This window comes from Bacillus sp. FSL K6-3459, assembly GCF_038003305.1.
In the GTDB taxonomy this organism is placed as follows: domain Bacteria; phylum Bacillota; class Bacilli; order Bacillales; family Bacillaceae; genus Bacillus; species Bacillus pumilus_O.
Map to the genome: position 1 here is coordinate 524,715 of NZ_JBBOOW010000001.1, position 15,897 is coordinate 540,611.

Consider the following 15,897-nt stretch of genomic DNA (forward strand, 5'->3'; position numbering starts at 1 on the left):
TTTCATTTATTTCTGCAATAAAAAACCCTACTCAACGTACAAGTAGGGAGATGTTACAAGGTAATCGTAAAAAAATTCATGCTTCAAAGGTTTATCAACAGTATAGCATATTGGATTTACAATATGCGGAATTTGCCTAAATAAATTCTTTTTTCTTTAATAAAATTGAAGGATGGATTGGTTCGAGAGAACATGTATTCAAAAATGGTGAGGGATACCGTAAAGAACGGCATAGTTCTTAACAGAAACTTTTGATTTGTTTTTCTGTAATCCCTTCGATGACTTCTAATTCACTTAGTAAAAATTCATGGGCTTCATCTAGCATTTTCTTTTCACTTGCATTTAGTGCTTTCTCTTTCTTCATCCGCATTAGATCACGCACAACTTCTGCACCGTCTTGGATGTCACCCGTTTTTATTTTGTTTGTATTAATTGTATGGCGTTCTTTCCAAGTCAGTAATTGATCTGATTTGCCATGCTGGAAAACGTGCATCACATTGTTTAACGCCAGTAGATCTGTAACAGGTCTAATACGTGAACACGATATTTTCCGTGTCGGAATCATCACTTTCATATGACTGATTGACATTTTGATTACATAATACTGTTGCTTTTCATCAGAGAATTCTTTTTCTTCAATGGCTTCAATTATACCTGCTCCGTGCATTGGATAAACAATGTTATCACCAATTTGAAACATATCATCCGCCTCCATATCATGTATCTACTTTAAGGGTACCACACTTGGATCTAAAATAATCAAATTTTTAATAATAACATGTTTATTTATTTTTTGTCAATAAAATTAGTTCTAAAAAAGAGAGATTTTTTTATGGAAATTTAGGTGGGTTTTTGATCATATTCTCAAGAATTCTTGCTACAAGAAAAACAGAATATTCACCATTAAAAAAAGACCAGCCATTGAGCTGATCTTTCCAATAGAAACCGATCATAGTGTCGAAATATCAATCACAAACCGATAACGCACATCACTTTTTAGCACACGTTCATAAGCTTCATCCACTTGACTTGCGTTGATTACTTCAATTTGTGGTGCGATTTTGTGAGCAGCTGCGAAATCGAGCATTTCTTGTGTTTCTTGGATGCCGCCAACGAGTGAACCTGCAATGCTGCGGCGGCCGGAAAATAATGAAAAGACGTGGAATTGATCTGGATTAGGCGGTGCACCGACATTCACTAAGGTTCCATCCACGCGAAGTAAGGACAAATAGGCGTCTACATTGATATTGGCAGAGACTGTATTGAGAATGAGGTCGTATTGACCGGCTAATGTTTTAAATGTATCGGGATCACTTGTAGCAAAATAGTTTTTTGCACCAAATGACAGTGCCTCTTCTTTTTTATTCATCGAGCGGCTTAATACCGTGACTTCAGCGCCAAGTGCACGTGCGAATTGAATGGCCACATGACCGAGCCCACCCATCCCGACGATGGCGACTTTTTTACCGGGGCCTGCCTTCCAGTGCTTTAACGGAGAATAAGTGGTAATACCAGCGCAGAGGAGAGGACTTGCGGCATCAAGGGATAATTGATCTGGAATGCTGACGACAAAACGCTCTGTCACGACAATCTTCTGACTATAGCCGCCATAAGTTGGTTCCCCGTCATATTCAATGCTATTATAGGTTTGGACGACTCCTTTCGTGCAATATTGCTCGTCTCCATTTTGGCAATATTCACAGGTGCCGCAGGAATCCACAAAGCAACCAACGCCTACACGGTCTCCAATCTGAAACTTCGTCACATCATCACCGACAGCCGCAACAACTCCAGTAATTTCATGACCCGGAACCATTGGGAAAATACCGCCGCCCCATTCATCAAAGGCGCTGTGGATATCTGAATGACAGATTCCGCTAAATTGAATATCAATTAAAATATCATGTGGACGAAGCGCTCTTCGTTCAATGGTTGTCCGTTCAAAATTCGCTTTTGCATGTGAAACACTTAAAACGTTTGATTGGTGCGTCTGACACATTCTGGATCATCCTTTCAAAAGTAAGATTCTGTTCTACTTCTATACTGTACGTCTTAAAGTGAACTCTAAGTCAATAGAGAACCCTCTTAAGGCTTTTCAACATCCTTAAATAAAGAATTGAGCCAAAAGCATCTTGCGTACTCTATCAAATTGGAGATGATAAAAAAGAAGGGATTTCATTTTTCATAAGGTGAGAGAAGAAGAGAAGGGTGAAAACAATGAAAATAGCACAAGCCGCCAAGCAGCTCGATTTATCTACTGCTACGCTCAGATACTACGAGAATATTGGGTTAATTCGACCGATCCGTCGTGATGAAAACGGTGTTCGTGATTATGCAGAAGAGGATATTCAGTGGATTGAATTTATCAAATGTATGAGAAATGCGGGTCTCTCAATTGATGCACTTCGAGAATATACGGCTTTATTTATCGAGGGCGAGGATCATACCCTGTCCTCACGGAAAAGTATTTTGGTCAATGAGAGAGAAAGACTTGTAGAAAAGCAAAAGGAAATCGAAGAGACGATTAAGCGATTAGATTACAAGATAGAAAGTTATGAAGATATTATCCACAGTTATGAACAAAAGCTCGTTCATCAACTAAAAACCAATTCCATTTGAATGAAGAAAAACCTGTGACAAGTCACAGGTTTTCTGATGTGGTTATCTTTTTGTGTAACGCACCCAATTATAATGTGCGTGGAGTGGTGTAACACCGTTATAGGAGCCGAGCCATTCATCGACACCTGCACCATTCCACAGGTTCATCATAATTTTTCCTGGCGTTTGAGGGATTTGAGTAGTGGCAGTATGTTTTAATTGTCCGTCTACATACCATTTAATCGAGTTAGGCTGCCAGTCAAATGCATACGTGTGATAAGAGTTTGCTGCATCAAAACCAAGATTGACGATCTTTTCGTGGTTTCCTACACCATTGGTATAGTAGTTAAACTGAACCTTGGTTGTATCTTTTCCTAGAAATTCGATGTCAATTTCATCCCAAGGCGTACCATCCGTCGGTCCTGTATAAGTAAAGAACGAAGACACGATCCCCACATTTTTGGCTGGTTTCATGCTGACTTCATAAAGACCGTAGCCATATGTTTGAGTGGAACGGTTTTCTCCGCAGTCAAACTTATTATAGGAAGGACTTGTGAGCGATAATCGCATTTCACCTAACGACGTCATCGAGACATTGTTTGCACGCCACGTACAGTTAAACATGTTTCCATTCGAGTACCCATCCGCTTTTTGCCATAACCCCGTATTATAGTTGTTAAAAGGCTCATAAAACGATCCACCCGTTTGGGCAGAAGCACCCGCAGTAAATGTGGATAAACTCAAGACGATTCCAGTGACAAGCAGCATCAACATTCGTTTCACACGGTAAGACATGTAGGCATTCCCCTCTCTTTTTTGAAAGCGTTTTCTTAATTGATCATACATGATTCTCTCGAAATGGAAAATCGGTCTAATATATGATATTAAGGAGGGTTTTTTACTAGATTCTTCTCTTATTTCATAGGAAGTTATGAAAGAAAATCATCTTTTTTAAGCTATTTACTAAAGAATGATTGACAAAGCGGACAGTTGTCCGTAAGATAATACCGGTACAATTGTCCTAATGAAAACAAAAAAATTTGATTGAACACATAGAGAGAAGTGCAATTTGGATGAAGGTAAAGAAGGTGAAGCATCATGGAAAAGGATATTGGGAAGGAAATTGAAGAAGTCGCTTTTTCTTTGTTTCAGGAATTTGGCGTGGAAAATGTCAGCATGCATAAAATTGCCAAAACAGCTGGTGTTGGACAGGGTACTCTTTATCGTCGTTATGCCAATAAAAGTGATTTGTGCCTTTCTATCCTTGGAGAAAAATTTGAACAGCTGATCCCTGCTTTGCATCTTTACTTGAGCAAAATCAGTGACCAGCCGGTTCGTGAACGTTTGCGTTATGTCCTCGAAGAAATTCACCTCATTGTCGGTCATCATTTAGACTGGATTCGGATGCTGACGATATCTGGGAATTTAGAGCAGACGAGTAAAGTGTATGATTGTCATTACAGTCAATCACTTAGGCAAATGATTCGTGATTTGCTAGAAGAAGCAGATGAAAAAGGGGAAGCGAACATACAGGATATTGAGCTGACCGCACTTTGTATGTCCTCTCCAATGACACCTGAACTGATGTTTTATATTCATGAATCTGGTTATTCGATCGAAAAAATCGCTCAATTCGCTGCAGAAAAACAGATTTTATCTGTTTTCAATAGACATTGAAGTGGCTCATTTCTGACCATCCTCACTTCCTATGAATGATTTAAATTGAAAAGAAAAGGAGCCAACCTACTATGAACAAACAGCAAGCAGCAAATTCTCATATTCGAACGCTGCCCATTATTATCTCATTTATCACAGCTGGTTTTATTGGCCTGTTCAGTGAAACGGCACTCAATATGGCACTAAAAAGCTTAACGTTAGACTTTGGAATTGAAGCGACGACAGCTCAGTGGCTAACAACAGGATATTTATTAACACTCGGTATTCTCGTACCAATTTCGGGACTTATTCTTCAATGGTTTACAACAAGACAGCTTTTCATGACGTCGCTCGTCTTTTCGATCATTGGAACTTTTATCGCAGCAGTTGCGCCAGTCTTTAGTATTTTAATGGTGGCACGTGTCGTACAGGCTGTCGGAACAGCATTGCTTCTTCCTTTGATGTTCAATACGATTTTGGTGATCATCCCTCCTCATAAACGAGGCAGATCTATGGGGATTATAGGTCTTGTGATCATGTTTGCACCAGCTGTTGGCCCAACAGTTTCTGGTCTTATTTTGAAATCGTTGACTTGGCATTGGATTTTCTGGATTTCACTTCCGCTATTAATTGCTGCACTCGTCTTTGGTTTTATTTTCATGCAAAATATTACAGAACCAACAAGACCGAAAATCGACATTTTATCGATTGTGCTTTCAACCATTGGTTTCGGAGGAATTGTGTACGGCTTTAGTAGTGCCGGTGAAGGCGGTGGCTGGAGCAGTATGCATGTGATCGTTGCAATTGTAGTAGGTGTCATAGGGATTCTTGTATTCTCACTCAGACAGTTGAATATGAAGGAACCGATGCTGAACTTAAGCCCGTTTAAATATCCGATGTTTGTCATTGGGTTACTGCTAATCTTAGTGTGCATGATGGTGATGTTGTCTGCTATGATGATTTTGCCATTGTATTTGCAAACATCCTTGGCCCTAACAACCTTTACAGCAGGTTTAATGCTATTGCCAGGTGGAATTATCAACGGTCTGCTATCTCCAATCATGGGTGGATTATTTGATAAGTTCGGACCGAAATGGCTTGTGATTCCAGGGCTTGCGATCGTTGCAGCAACGATGTTAGGTTTCACCAATCTAAGTGTGAATACATCGATTGGATACATTGTGACCCTTCATATTACGTTAATGGTCGGAATCGCGATGATTATGATGCCTGCACAAACAAATGGATTAAATCAGCTTCCGCCAGAGCTATATCCGCATGGTACAGCGATTATGAATACATTGCAGCAGGTGTCAGGAGCCATTGGTACTGCCATCGGTATTTCAATCCTTTCATCAGGAACCCGCAGCTTTATGGAAAATGTGGCTGATCCTGCAAATCCGATGAATCAGCTGCTCGCCTTTACAAATGGCGTCCAGCATGCATTTATCTTTGCTGTGATCATGACCGTCATTGGCTTAATCATCGCTTTCTTTATTAAACGAGTGAAGGTAGAACAGCAAGTTTCATAAAATAGATGAAAAGCACTGAGGACTTAGCGCCGCAGTGCTTTTTTGATCTAACTTTTATAGATCTATGAATCTGCATTTTAAAACAAAATAATAGAACACGATGCCTATGGAGCAAAACACACGATTTAAATATTCGAAACGACTTCTATTTTGATTCTTTCTCAAATTGGTGTAGTGCCTTTTCTAATTTTGAAAGTCCATCGTCAATCTGTTCTTTTGTGACTGTCAGAGGAGGGATCATTCTCATCACTTCTCCTTCGTTACCGCATAAGTAAAAGAGAACTCCCTGCTCAAGGGAATAATCTAAAATCTTCATGACGGCGTTCCCGTCCGGTTTTTTTGTTTTTGGGTTTATCATTTCGATTCCAATCATTAAGCCTACCGAGCGTACCTCTCCAATGACGGGGTGATTTTTTTTCATTTCTTTTAGTTTTTCAGTAGCATATTGACCAACCACTTTTGCATTATCTAGTAATCTTTCTTCTTTCATGATTTCGAGAGTGGTCAATGCTACCGAACAGGCAATTGGGTTTCCACCGAACGTTGTTCCATGACTTCCAGCAGGCCATTTGCTCATCAGTTCTTTTGAAGCTACTGTGGCACTTAAAGGTAGACCAGAAGCTATTCCTTTAGCAATCGCCATAATGTCTGGAGTGACTTCAAATGTCTGAGCAGCAAACCACTCTCCTGTGCGTCCAAAGCCAGTTTGTACTTCATCAAAAATAAGCAGTATACCATGCTGATCGCATATGTCGCGGATCTTTTTCAGCCACCCTTTAGGGGGGATGATGTAGCCGCCTTCTCCCAATACAGGTTCTAATATGACGCAGGCTACTTCTTCAGGTGTCACTTGGTGTTTAAATAATTCTTCAAAATGTTTTTCTAATTCGTTGATGCAGAAAGTTTCTGGGTCTTTGCCTTCGGGGCACGCCTGCATATTAGCGTAGGGCAGATGATAAGTCAGGTGAGATGGATTTACATATTTTCTATATTTACTTTTTGATGTCGATACGCTTAAAGCACCTAAAGAACGACCATGAAAGCACCCCGTAAAAGAAATAGCATAAGGTCTCTTTGTTGCATATTTAGCCAATTTTAAAGCTCCTTCAATTGCTTCAGCGCCGCTATTGGCAAAGAAAAAACAATTTAAATCTCCTGGCAGAATTTCACCTAGAGATTTTGCCAGTTTTAAAATGGATTCATACATAATGACTCCCGAAGGGCCATGCATTAATTGATCTGCTGCATCCTTGATACTTTTTACAATTTTAGGATGGCGATGTCCTGTATTAGCGACTGCAATCCCGGAAGTAAAGTCTAAATAGGTTTTCCCATCTAGCCCGTAGTAATAACAACCTTCTGCTTTTACCACAGGTAAGTTTGGATGATCTTTTGCCATGCTAGGTGCTAAATAATCACCCATGTTCTCAACTAAGGAACTCCAGTTGTTGCTCATAAAATCTTACCTCTCCCATCTTCTTGAGTGTTGTTTAAGCTTGTGACATCTGTTGCAGATGTAGAATAACGAAAATAATGAACTCAAAATTTGAACTTCTTTATGGTAACTATTGAAATGAATGATGTAAGATAATCCGACAAGATATTGCAATGTCTTTAGGGGGTTAAATATCCTGATTAACTTTACAAAAAAACGAACTAACCATTTGGCAGTTCGGTTTTCTGTACGATCAGATGTTCCAAATATCTATCTTAATGGTTGTTCATCAGCTGTTTACTTTAAGGGTACGCAGATATTCAGAGAATTTTTCAAGACCTGCTTTTAATACATCTGTTGAACATGCGTAACCGATACGAACATATCCTTCCATATCAAAGCAAGAACCGGGCGTTAAGAATGTGCCATTCGTTTTAAATAGGTCAACGCAAAATTCTTCTGATGAAACAGGGTAATCGTATTTCAGCATAGATGTAGTGCCTGCGCGTGGCTTTACGTAGGAGATTGAAGGTTCGTTTTGAACCCACTCATCTAAAATAGCCAGGTTATCTTTGATAATTTTGCGGCTTCTCCCCAGGACTTTGTCATAGTTTTTAAGAGCATGAACGGCTAACATATCGTCAAGCACACCACAGCTGATGGTTGTGTAATCACGGTGTTTTATGCATTCAGCGATCACATCACTTGGACCTGCAATCCAGCCAAGGCGCAAGCCGGCCAATGAAAATACTTTTGACATACTTGACGTACTAATTCCTTTTTCATATAAATCAGCAACAGATGGCACTACAAGGTTATCTTCCTGTAATAGGTTTCTGTATACTTCATCGCTCAGCAAGTAAGCATCACATGAGCGTGCAATGTCTACAATCTCTTCAAGCATTTCTCTCTCAATAATAGCACCTGAAGGATTATTCGGATTGTTGATAATAATCAATTTTGTTTTTTCGTTCATCAGAGACTTTAATTCGTTTAGATCCGGCAGGAAGTTATTTTCTGGTCTCAATGGCAGCAGATCTACATCCGCGCCAAATGAAGCCGGCACATCATATAACTGCTGGTATGTTGGGTGTACAGCAATTACATGATCTCCTGGCTCAATAAGTGAATAGAGCACTAAGAAGTTTGCACCGATTGCTCCATTCATGACAAGCACATTATCAGCTTCAACTGTCTCATACAGGCCAGATACTAAGCTTTTAAACTCTGGAGATCCTTCAATATGTCCGTATGTTAATTTTTTCTTTCCGACTTCATTGAAAAAGTCAGCTGGATTTGTGCCATCCATTCCAATCAACTCATTTACAGTGAAAGATTCAACACATGTTTCCGCGATATTATAAACGGCCTCTTGCTCGTATAAATTCATCCAATGTTCTACAGCAAATGTTTTAATTTTCATCCTATTAACTCCTTTATAAAGAATAATTTCTAAATCTGCTTATTTAATAAGTTATCGATTCATTATAGCTTTGTCGACATCCCAATTTGTTTTTCTTCTGCTTGTTCTAGAACATAGTTCGCTGTCAATAGATCTTGAAGAGAAATGCCTGTACTGTCAAAAACAGTGATGTCTTCTGGAGAAATGCGTCCTGGTGCTTGATTTGTAATCACTCCTCCAATTTCCGAAATGATGCTATCTTTTGTAATGATGCTTTTTTTGAATGCAGTTTCAAATTCTCCTACCGTAACAGACTGTTCAAGGTCATCAACGAATATGCGAGCATCAGTTAAAATATTTTCATCAATTTCCTGTTTTCCCGCCATGTCTGCACCCACACATGAAAAGTGAGTACCCGGCATTACCCATTCTTTTTGAATAATTGGTTGGCGTGCTGGAGTAGCCGTAATAATAATATCTGCATTTCTAGTAGCTGTTTCAATATCATTAACTGGCGTATACTCAATCTCTATCTTTTGAAGCATTTCTTCATAAACTTCCGGGTTTTGCTCTTTAGTTTGAGCTAACAGCTCTTTTAACTTGCCTTTGATGTCTGCACAAAACTGACCAGCCTTGTCAAATGAATGGGCATTATACACTCGAACTCGTTTGATATGATTCATTGTCATTAAAACAGCTAAGATTTGATAAGCCGCAACATGACCTGATCCTACCATCAGCAATTCTTCTGAATCTTTTCTTGCTAAATATTTAGCTCCAATTCCACCAGCTGCTCCGGTGCGCATCATGGTCATATACTCACCGCTCAAGATGCCGATCGGAAGACCTGTATGGCTGTCAAGAACTAAGACAGTACCAACAACAGCAGGAAGATCTTTAGAAGGGTTATCCCCGAACCAGGAAACAAGCTTTAAACCGAAAATGCCTGCTCCTGACAATTCTCCTGATTTAATATCCATGTCCGCTTTACCAGGTTCGAACTCGTGAAATACCATTGGGAATAAAGAAGCTTCTTTATTTTCTTTTAACACGTAAGCTTTTTCTACGATATCAATTACATTTTGCATATCAAGAATAACTTTGATATCTTCATGATTTAACACTTTAAATGGATACATAATAACCTTCCTTTCCCTTACCTCGTTCTGCTCTTTATCCAATCTATCACAGGATGAAAAAAGCTAAAAATTAATTAATTTAATAGTATGTATTAGAAAACTTTAGCGATACATTATAACTTTAAGAGTAAGGAGATGATTTGATTTTTATTGGTATTTTATAGAAGGTAATCCATTTTTGTTTTATATACATTCGATAAACTGCTTTCCTACATCGTTAACATTTTTGATATAATGATTTGATTGCTATTCTTTTCAGTGCATCTTGTCTATGGGGTTATATGGTTCACCTTATATCAGATGAATTTTTTATACTTTTGGTTAGTAGTTTTTGTAGGCTATAAAAAATATAGATAGTGAGATGAAGGTTAAATGGAACTCAGAAATCTAAAAACTTTTCAAGTAGTAGCCAATGAATTGAATATGACCAAAGCTGCAAAGATCTTAAAATATACTCAACCCACTATTACTTTACAAATTCAAGTATTAGAAAGGGAAATAAATCATTCTCTATTCACCCGTATTGGAAAAAAAACGTTTTTGACGCCTGCTGGAAAAAAATTAAAGCAACATACAGATAAATTATTTAAATTAATGGAATATATGGAAAGAGACATGGAAGAGTTAAATGGTCCTTCCGGAAGTCTAACTGTTACAGCTTCAGAATATTATTGTACGAATCACCTTTCCTTACTACTTAGTTCTTATACAAAATTGCATAAAAAAGTGAAGCTACGTCTCATGCCAGCGAACAGCCTTATAGCTGTCGATAAAATTTTAAATAATGAAGCAGATATTGGGATTGTTGCAGGGGAAGTTGATTCCTCAGAATTAGAAAAGTTTGTTTTAGAAAGGGAAAAGGCGGTGTTGGTTGTCTCCGCCGATCTTGCCAAAAACCGCTCTAAAGAAGAGGTTATAGAATCCTCTCCGTTTCTCGCTTATCATGAACATTGCGGCTTTAGCTCAATTACAGAGCAGTGTTTTTCTGAAATTAACACCCGTCCAACTTCTATCATTGAATGCGGGGGAAGCGATGAAACGATTAGACGGGCAGTTTTAAATAAAACCGGAATCGCCTTGCTTGGAGAAAATATGATTAAAGAAGAATTAGCAGAAGGTATTCTTCTCCCTTTGCATGACTGTGAAAAACCAATTGAAACATCTGTAGTATATTTAAAAAGTCGTTCAGAAGGACCAACCGTTCAATCTTTCTGTGAATTGCTCAAAGACACTTGGTTTGCAGTGACAGATTGATCCTTTTTTCTTAAACATTATTTATTTTTATAGGTTTTCTGCTGTGATATAGAGTAATATAAAACGAGTTTTTCACGTTTACGATAAACATGGAAAACTCGTTTTCTTCTTTTTTATTTTCTTAGTATCGTGTGTTATATTCAGTGTGTTACTTAGCTTTATTGATTAGTTTAGCTAATAAACGTATACCATCTTCAATGTCTTCTTCGTCAATTCCTTCGAAACCAACTAAAAAAGCGGGATGATCTTTTTTATTTTGATGAATCCAGTAAGGTGCTGCTGATTCAGTAGAAGGAAAAGAGGAAAAAGGAACGAATGAGTTAAGAAGAAATGAATAAGATAGGAGACTGAGATCATGAACTTACAAGAGCAAATCAAAATCGCAGCGTCATTACGTCAACCAGCTGAAGGTTCATTACCGAGTCAATCGGAACTAAAACCAGTCCATCCTCCCGAAGTGAATAAAATGGAATATGACATTCCAACAAGTGCTGGCGAAACAAAGGTATGGGTATTTAAGCCGGTCAACACATCAAAGCAGCCGCTTCCCGTTTTTGTGAATTTACATGGCGGAGGATTTATCCTAGGCAGTGCTGAAATGGATAACCACTGGTGTCCGGTCATTGCAGACAGGGCGCAATGTATCGTCGTCAATGTCGAGTATCAACTTGCCCCAGAGCACCCTTTTCCAGCCGCTCTTCATGAATGCTACGATGTCCTGAAGTGGCTGTATGAACACCCTGATGAGCTTCAAATAGACCCCAAATCAATAGCCATTGGCGGACATAGTGCAGGAGGAAACCTGGCAACAGCTGCTTGTCTCTTAAATATTCAAAAAGAGAATCCACTCCCGATTGTCTATCAAGTGCTTGATTATCCGCCACTTGATTTAGCCACTGATCCAGCAGAAAAGCCAGCATTTGAAGAAGCGATCCCAGTTGAAATGGCGAGACTCTTTAATGCCTTCTATCTGCAAGGCCAAGATCCGTACAATCCGCTCGTTTCTCCAATCTTTGCCGATCGTTCATCCTTGGCACAATTGCCACCAGCTCTCATTATCACAGCTGAAAGAGATTCGCTAGCTCAAGAAGCCGAACAATATGCGGAGAAGTTAAAAGAAGCAGGGGTAGACGTCACGTACAGACAGTTTAAAGGAGTTCCTCACGCCTTCACGCATGCCGGAGATTTAGAAATAGCTGAAGAAGCTTGGCATCTGATGAGTGACCAATTGAAGAAGGCGTTTGAATAAGAAAGAAACATGGAGAAAAAAGCACAGAACCCAGCGGGTCTGTGCTTTATTGTTGTGAAGTGAATGAAAAAGATCAGATATCTGCCTTTATAGTCGATATAATAGAAAGAATAGAAGACGACTTAATAAGGAGAGAATCTAATGGAAAAAGAGAATCTACAAGCATTTTGTCATTCTTTAAAAGGAGTCACCCATGATTATCAGCCAGAATGGCAGGCAGATCGTTATCATATTGGTGGAAAGATGTTTGCTATGATGGGCGGGGATGCGAATCGAAAGCCTGTTATCACATTAAAATGTGACCCTCAACGTGCTGAAGAACTAAGAGAGATGCATGAGGGGATTATCCCAGGCTATTATATGAATAAGACTCATTGGAATTCCATCTACCTTGATGCAGACATTCCATCATCATTTGTAGAGGAATTAATCGAACATTCCTATCAATTGGTTTTCCGCAAATTAACAAAAAAATCTCAACAAGACATTCTCCAACAAGATAAATGAAGCTAGACAAGTGAAGAACCCTGAGAATCTCTTCAAAATTGACTAGAGCGAAATGGTGTCGTTATAATTTAACCAGTGAGAAGACGTGAATAGGGGGATATCAAATGGGCTATACAGTCATTACAGGAGCAAGTTCAGGTATTGGATATGAGGCGGCACTGGCCTTTGCAGCACGAGGCAAAAATCTTATTTTAGCTGCACGCCGGCTCGAGAAACTCCAAGAACTGAAGAAAGAGATTCTTGATCAATATCCCGATATTAAAGTACACATACAGTCTGTCGATTTAACTGACATGGAGCAAGTGAATTCATTTTATGAATCATTGGCTGAATATGAGCTCGACACCTTCATTAATAATGCCGGATTCGGCCATTTCGGCTCGATTGGAGAACAGGATTTAAGTAAAATTGGGGATATGCTTCACCTAAATATCGAAGCATTAACGATTTTATCCACTTTATTTGTTCGTGATTATGAGCAAGTAGAAGGGGCTCAGCTGATCAACATTTCTTCAAGAGCGGGCTATACAGTCGTCGGCAATGCCGTCACCTATTCGGCCACGAAGTTTTACGTGAGCGCCTTTACAGAAGGGTTGGCATTAGAGTTGAAAGAAAAGGGAGCTAAGTTACAGGCGAAAATATTAGCACCTTCTGCAACAGAATCAGAATTTGCAAAGCGTTCATTAGATGTCGATCAATTCGAATATGAAGGCAATATCAAGAAATATCATACATCAAAAGAAATGGCAGCCTGTCTGCTTGAGCTGTATGATCATGAAAAAACAGTCGGTATAGTTGACGGCAAGACCTTTGATTTTGAATTAAAAGATCCGATTTTTTCACATGCTGGCTCAAGTATGAAATAGATATGACACATCACTGAGGGAAGATGCCCTCGGTGATTTTTTTATGGCATGATTGACTGTGTGGTAACCACATGGTTTAGACTATGTACAAAAGGAGGGAATCTAGTGACGTATGTAACAAGCGGAGAAGTATGTAAACTATTAAACATCACAAAGTATACGCTTCGTCATTATATAGAAGAGGATCTCGTCCGCCCCGCGAAGGTCGCTCAAAATGGGTATCAATTATTTGATGAAAAAGAGATTTACACTCTCTATCAAATCCTCTTCTTAAAAAAAGCGGGCTTCTCTTTAAAAGATATCAGCGAGACCTTTTCGAAAGAACCAGGTATCAATCTGTCCTATCAAGGTATGCTGGATCAGGTTGAGAAGCAATTACAGGAATTGAGCGAAGTGAAACAGCGCCTGGAGCATATGCTGTCGATTCAAAACAATCTTCAGCTTCATCAAACAACCACTCAAGATCGGCCAATTCGTTATTTAAAACAGATCCCAGATCATCTTCTAAAGAGTGAAACAGAACTCGACTTTAAACAAATCGTTCAACAAAAGGAGCTGGATCTATCTCTTTTTGAGGAGAGGTATTATGTGATCAACCTGCAAGATGACTCAACCATTTCTTATTATGTATCAAATGAACATGATTACGATATGAAACTGGATGCAGGTTCTTACACGGTCAAAAGTTTTTTAGCCGGGGATGAAGAGAAAGTCATTGAAGAAATGGAGGATTTTCTACACGAAGCCCCGTTAGACGATCCATCTTATCTGATCTTATATGAGAATGTTCCAGTCTCTGTCACGTACCAAGACTCCATGGTGTATACAGTTGAACAAAGAGCGGGGGATAGAACTTGAAAAAAAGGATTTGGCTGATCATCGTAGCAACGGCATTCATTTGTATTGCAGCATTTGTATTTTATGAAAACAACTTTGCTATGAATGTAAAGGAAGTCGTCATGGAGACTGAGAATGGGGCATTATCAGGTATCATGACCACGCCTAAGAAGGCGCCAATCAAAGGAATTGTGCTTTTTGTACACGGGGATGGTCCGCAAAATGCCACATATGACGGAGGATACAGACCGTTAATGGAACGCTTTGCAAAGCAAGGTTATGCGTCTATATCATGGGATAAGCCCGGGGTGGGTCAATCAGAAGGAAACTGGCTGCATCAATCCATGGATGATCGTGCAAAAGAAGTAGGGAATGTGATCAAATGGGCGAAGAAAGAGCCTGATCTTCAATCAAAACAAATCATCTTATGGGGAGCAAGCCAAGCAGGCTGGGTGATCCCGAAAGTAATGGCAGATCGAACTGATATCACAGCATCCATCCTTGTCGGGCCTGCTGTCAATTGGATGAGACAGGGAAGGTACAATACACTTCAAACATTAAAAGAAACGAATGCATCTCAAGAACAAATTCAAAAAACAATCGAAAAAGAAGATGAGCAAAACAAATTATTAGAAGAAGGCGCAGCATTTCGCACCTATCATAAGAAAACGAGCGATCAAGAGATGATAAAAGATCGTTATGAATTCATTCAAAAGAACATGAAAGCCGATGCCACTTCAGATATCAAGCGCATCCAGTCACCGATCTATTTGGTTTTGGCACAAAATGACCGAAACGTAGATTCTGCTGAAACAAAAAGGATCTACGAGAAAGAAGTAGCACCTAAGTGGTTGCATGTTCAAACAATTAGAGGAGTAGAGCATTCAATGCTGAATCCGCTCATTCATCATTCAAATGCTCTGATCACATTAGCTGCGATCGCCGCACCGAAAGACTTCTTGCTTAGCCAAGCGTACTTGGATCATTGTGAACACATACTAGAGCAGCTAAAAACACCTTCACATTAGGTGTTTTTTTCATATGTTCTTTGATAAAGCAAAGAATCAAAGATCCAATAGATGAGACTGCTCATGATGACGAGAGGTATAGATGCTGAATTCCCAATACCATCAATCACAAAAAGCATGACAACCATAGCAATCATTAAATAAGCAGCAAGATAAAGTGGATGGAAAGCTTTTGGCTGTAAAGAAAATAACAACTGCAAAGGAACCGCAAAGACGATATAACAAACAAAAAAGATAGGAACGTAAAATACCAAGAACGCAGGCTCACCCTGAATCGGTGGATAGAAGCATACGAACAGACTGAGTAAAATCGAACTAAGGAATAGTGTGATTAGGATTTTGTGAAATGATTGAAGCATTTTCAATAGATAGGCTCCTTTTTTGTAAAATTTAC

General features: G+C 39.2%; 16 protein-coding genes. 9 read left to right on the forward strand and 7 right to left on the reverse strand.

Translation table 11 applies throughout. The features are described 5' to 3' along the window. Positions 1-238: 238 nt before the first annotated feature. Positions 239-700, reverse strand: coding sequence for a CarD family transcriptional regulator (locus MHI35_RS02565; protein ID WP_211063288.1), 462 nt, complete (start codon positions 698-700; stop codon positions 239-241). Positions 701-949: 249 nt separating this feature from the next. Then, complete coding sequence (locus tag MHI35_RS02570; protein ID WP_211063287.1) at positions 950-1,999, reverse strand: NAD(P)-dependent alcohol dehydrogenase; 1,050 nt, start codon at positions 1,997-1,999, stop codon at positions 950-952. 218 nt (positions 2,000-2,217) lie between these two features. Between MHI35_RS02570 and MHI35_RS02575 the strand changes: the two genes are divergently transcribed. Further along, the gene (locus tag MHI35_RS02575) at positions 2,218-2,619 is read left to right on the forward strand and encodes a MerR family transcriptional regulator (protein ID WP_012009015.1); all 402 of its coding nucleotides are present in this window, start codon (positions 2,218-2,220) and stop codon (positions 2,617-2,619) included. Positions 2,620-2,661: 42 nt separating this feature from the next. Here the strand turns inward: MHI35_RS02575 and bglS are convergent, their stop codons facing one another. Continuing rightward, entirely contained in the window at positions 2,662-3,393 is a 732-nt protein-coding gene (gene bglS / locus MHI35_RS02580) for a beta-glucanase (protein WP_003214284.1), read from the reverse strand. A 303-nt stretch (positions 3,394-3,696) separates the two neighbouring features. Between bglS and MHI35_RS02585 the strand changes: the two genes are divergently transcribed. After that, positions 3,697-4,275 carry a TetR/AcrR family transcriptional regulator gene (locus MHI35_RS02585; RefSeq protein WP_144522271.1) on the forward strand — a complete coding sequence of 193 codons (579 nt, stop codon included), beginning with the start codon at positions 3,697-3,699 and terminating at the stop codon, positions 4,273-4,275. A gap of 71 nt (positions 4,276-4,346) precedes the next feature. Further along, entirely contained in the window at positions 4,347-5,786 is a 1,440-nt protein-coding gene (locus MHI35_RS02590; RefSeq protein ID WP_211063286.1) for a DHA2 family efflux MFS transporter permease subunit, read from the forward strand. Positions 5,787-5,931: 145 nt separating this feature from the next. On the opposite strand, the gene MHI35_RS02595 is transcribed toward MHI35_RS02590, so the two are convergent. The 3 genes from MHI35_RS02595 to MHI35_RS02605 all read right to left on the reverse strand — a co-directional run bounded on the left by MHI35_RS02595 (position 5,932) and on the right by MHI35_RS02605 (position 9,762). Then, on the reverse strand, positions 5,932-7,242 hold the full coding sequence (locus MHI35_RS02595; RefSeq protein ID WP_211063285.1) for an aspartate aminotransferase family protein: 1,311 nt from the start codon (positions 7,240-7,242) through the stop codon (positions 5,932-5,934). 268 nt (positions 7,243-7,510) lie between these two features. Next, positions 7,511-8,644, reverse strand: coding sequence for an aminotransferase (locus tag MHI35_RS02600; RefSeq protein ID WP_211063284.1), 1,134 nt, complete (start codon positions 8,642-8,644; stop codon positions 7,511-7,513). Between the two features lie 62 nt (positions 8,645-8,706). Next, positions 8,707-9,762: an ornithine cyclodeaminase family protein gene (locus MHI35_RS02605; protein ID WP_211063283.1), complete on the reverse strand. Its 1,056-nt coding sequence runs from the start codon at positions 9,760-9,762 to the stop codon at positions 8,707-8,709. Positions 9,763-10,134: 372 nt separating this feature from the next. Between MHI35_RS02605 and MHI35_RS02610 the strand changes: the two genes are divergently transcribed. The 6 genes from MHI35_RS02610 to MHI35_RS02635 all read left to right on the forward strand — a co-directional run bounded on the left by MHI35_RS02610 (position 10,135) and on the right by MHI35_RS02635 (position 15,503). Next, on the forward strand, positions 10,135-11,016 hold the full coding sequence (locus tag MHI35_RS02610; RefSeq protein WP_211063282.1) for a LysR family transcriptional regulator: 882 nt from the start codon (positions 10,135-10,137) through the stop codon (positions 11,014-11,016). A 355-nt stretch (positions 11,017-11,371) separates the two neighbouring features. After that, entirely contained in the window at positions 11,372-12,265 is an 894-nt protein-coding gene (locus MHI35_RS02615; protein ID WP_211063281.1) for an alpha/beta hydrolase, read from the forward strand. Between the two features lie 141 nt (positions 12,266-12,406). Continuing rightward, on the forward strand, positions 12,407-12,772 hold the full coding sequence (locus tag MHI35_RS02620; RefSeq protein WP_012009019.1) for an MmcQ/YjbR family DNA-binding protein: 366 nt from the start codon (positions 12,407-12,409) through the stop codon (positions 12,770-12,772). A 104-nt stretch (positions 12,773-12,876) separates the two neighbouring features. Continuing rightward, entirely contained in the window at positions 12,877-13,638 is a 762-nt protein-coding gene (locus tag MHI35_RS02625; protein ID WP_211063280.1) for an SDR family NAD(P)-dependent oxidoreductase, read from the forward strand. A gap of 105 nt (positions 13,639-13,743) precedes the next feature. Beyond that, positions 13,744-14,496 carry a MerR family transcriptional regulator gene (locus MHI35_RS02630; protein WP_211063279.1) on the forward strand — a complete coding sequence of 251 codons (753 nt, stop codon included), beginning with the start codon at positions 13,744-13,746 and terminating at the stop codon, positions 14,494-14,496. Then, the gene (locus tag MHI35_RS02635; protein WP_211063278.1) at positions 14,493-15,503 is read left to right on the forward strand and encodes an alpha/beta hydrolase family protein; all 1,011 of its coding nucleotides are present in this window, start codon (positions 14,493-14,495) and stop codon (positions 15,501-15,503) included. The genes MHI35_RS02630 and MHI35_RS02635 overlap by 4 nt, the downstream gene beginning before the upstream one ends. On the opposite strand, the gene MHI35_RS02640 is transcribed toward MHI35_RS02635, so the two are convergent. Continuing rightward, positions 15,500-15,862 carry a UPF0715 family protein gene (locus tag MHI35_RS02640; RefSeq protein WP_249407392.1) on the reverse strand — a complete coding sequence of 121 codons (363 nt, stop codon included), beginning with the start codon at positions 15,860-15,862 and terminating at the stop codon, positions 15,500-15,502. The genes MHI35_RS02635 and MHI35_RS02640 overlap by 4 nt on opposite strands. Positions 15,863-15,897: the final 35 nt, after the last annotated feature.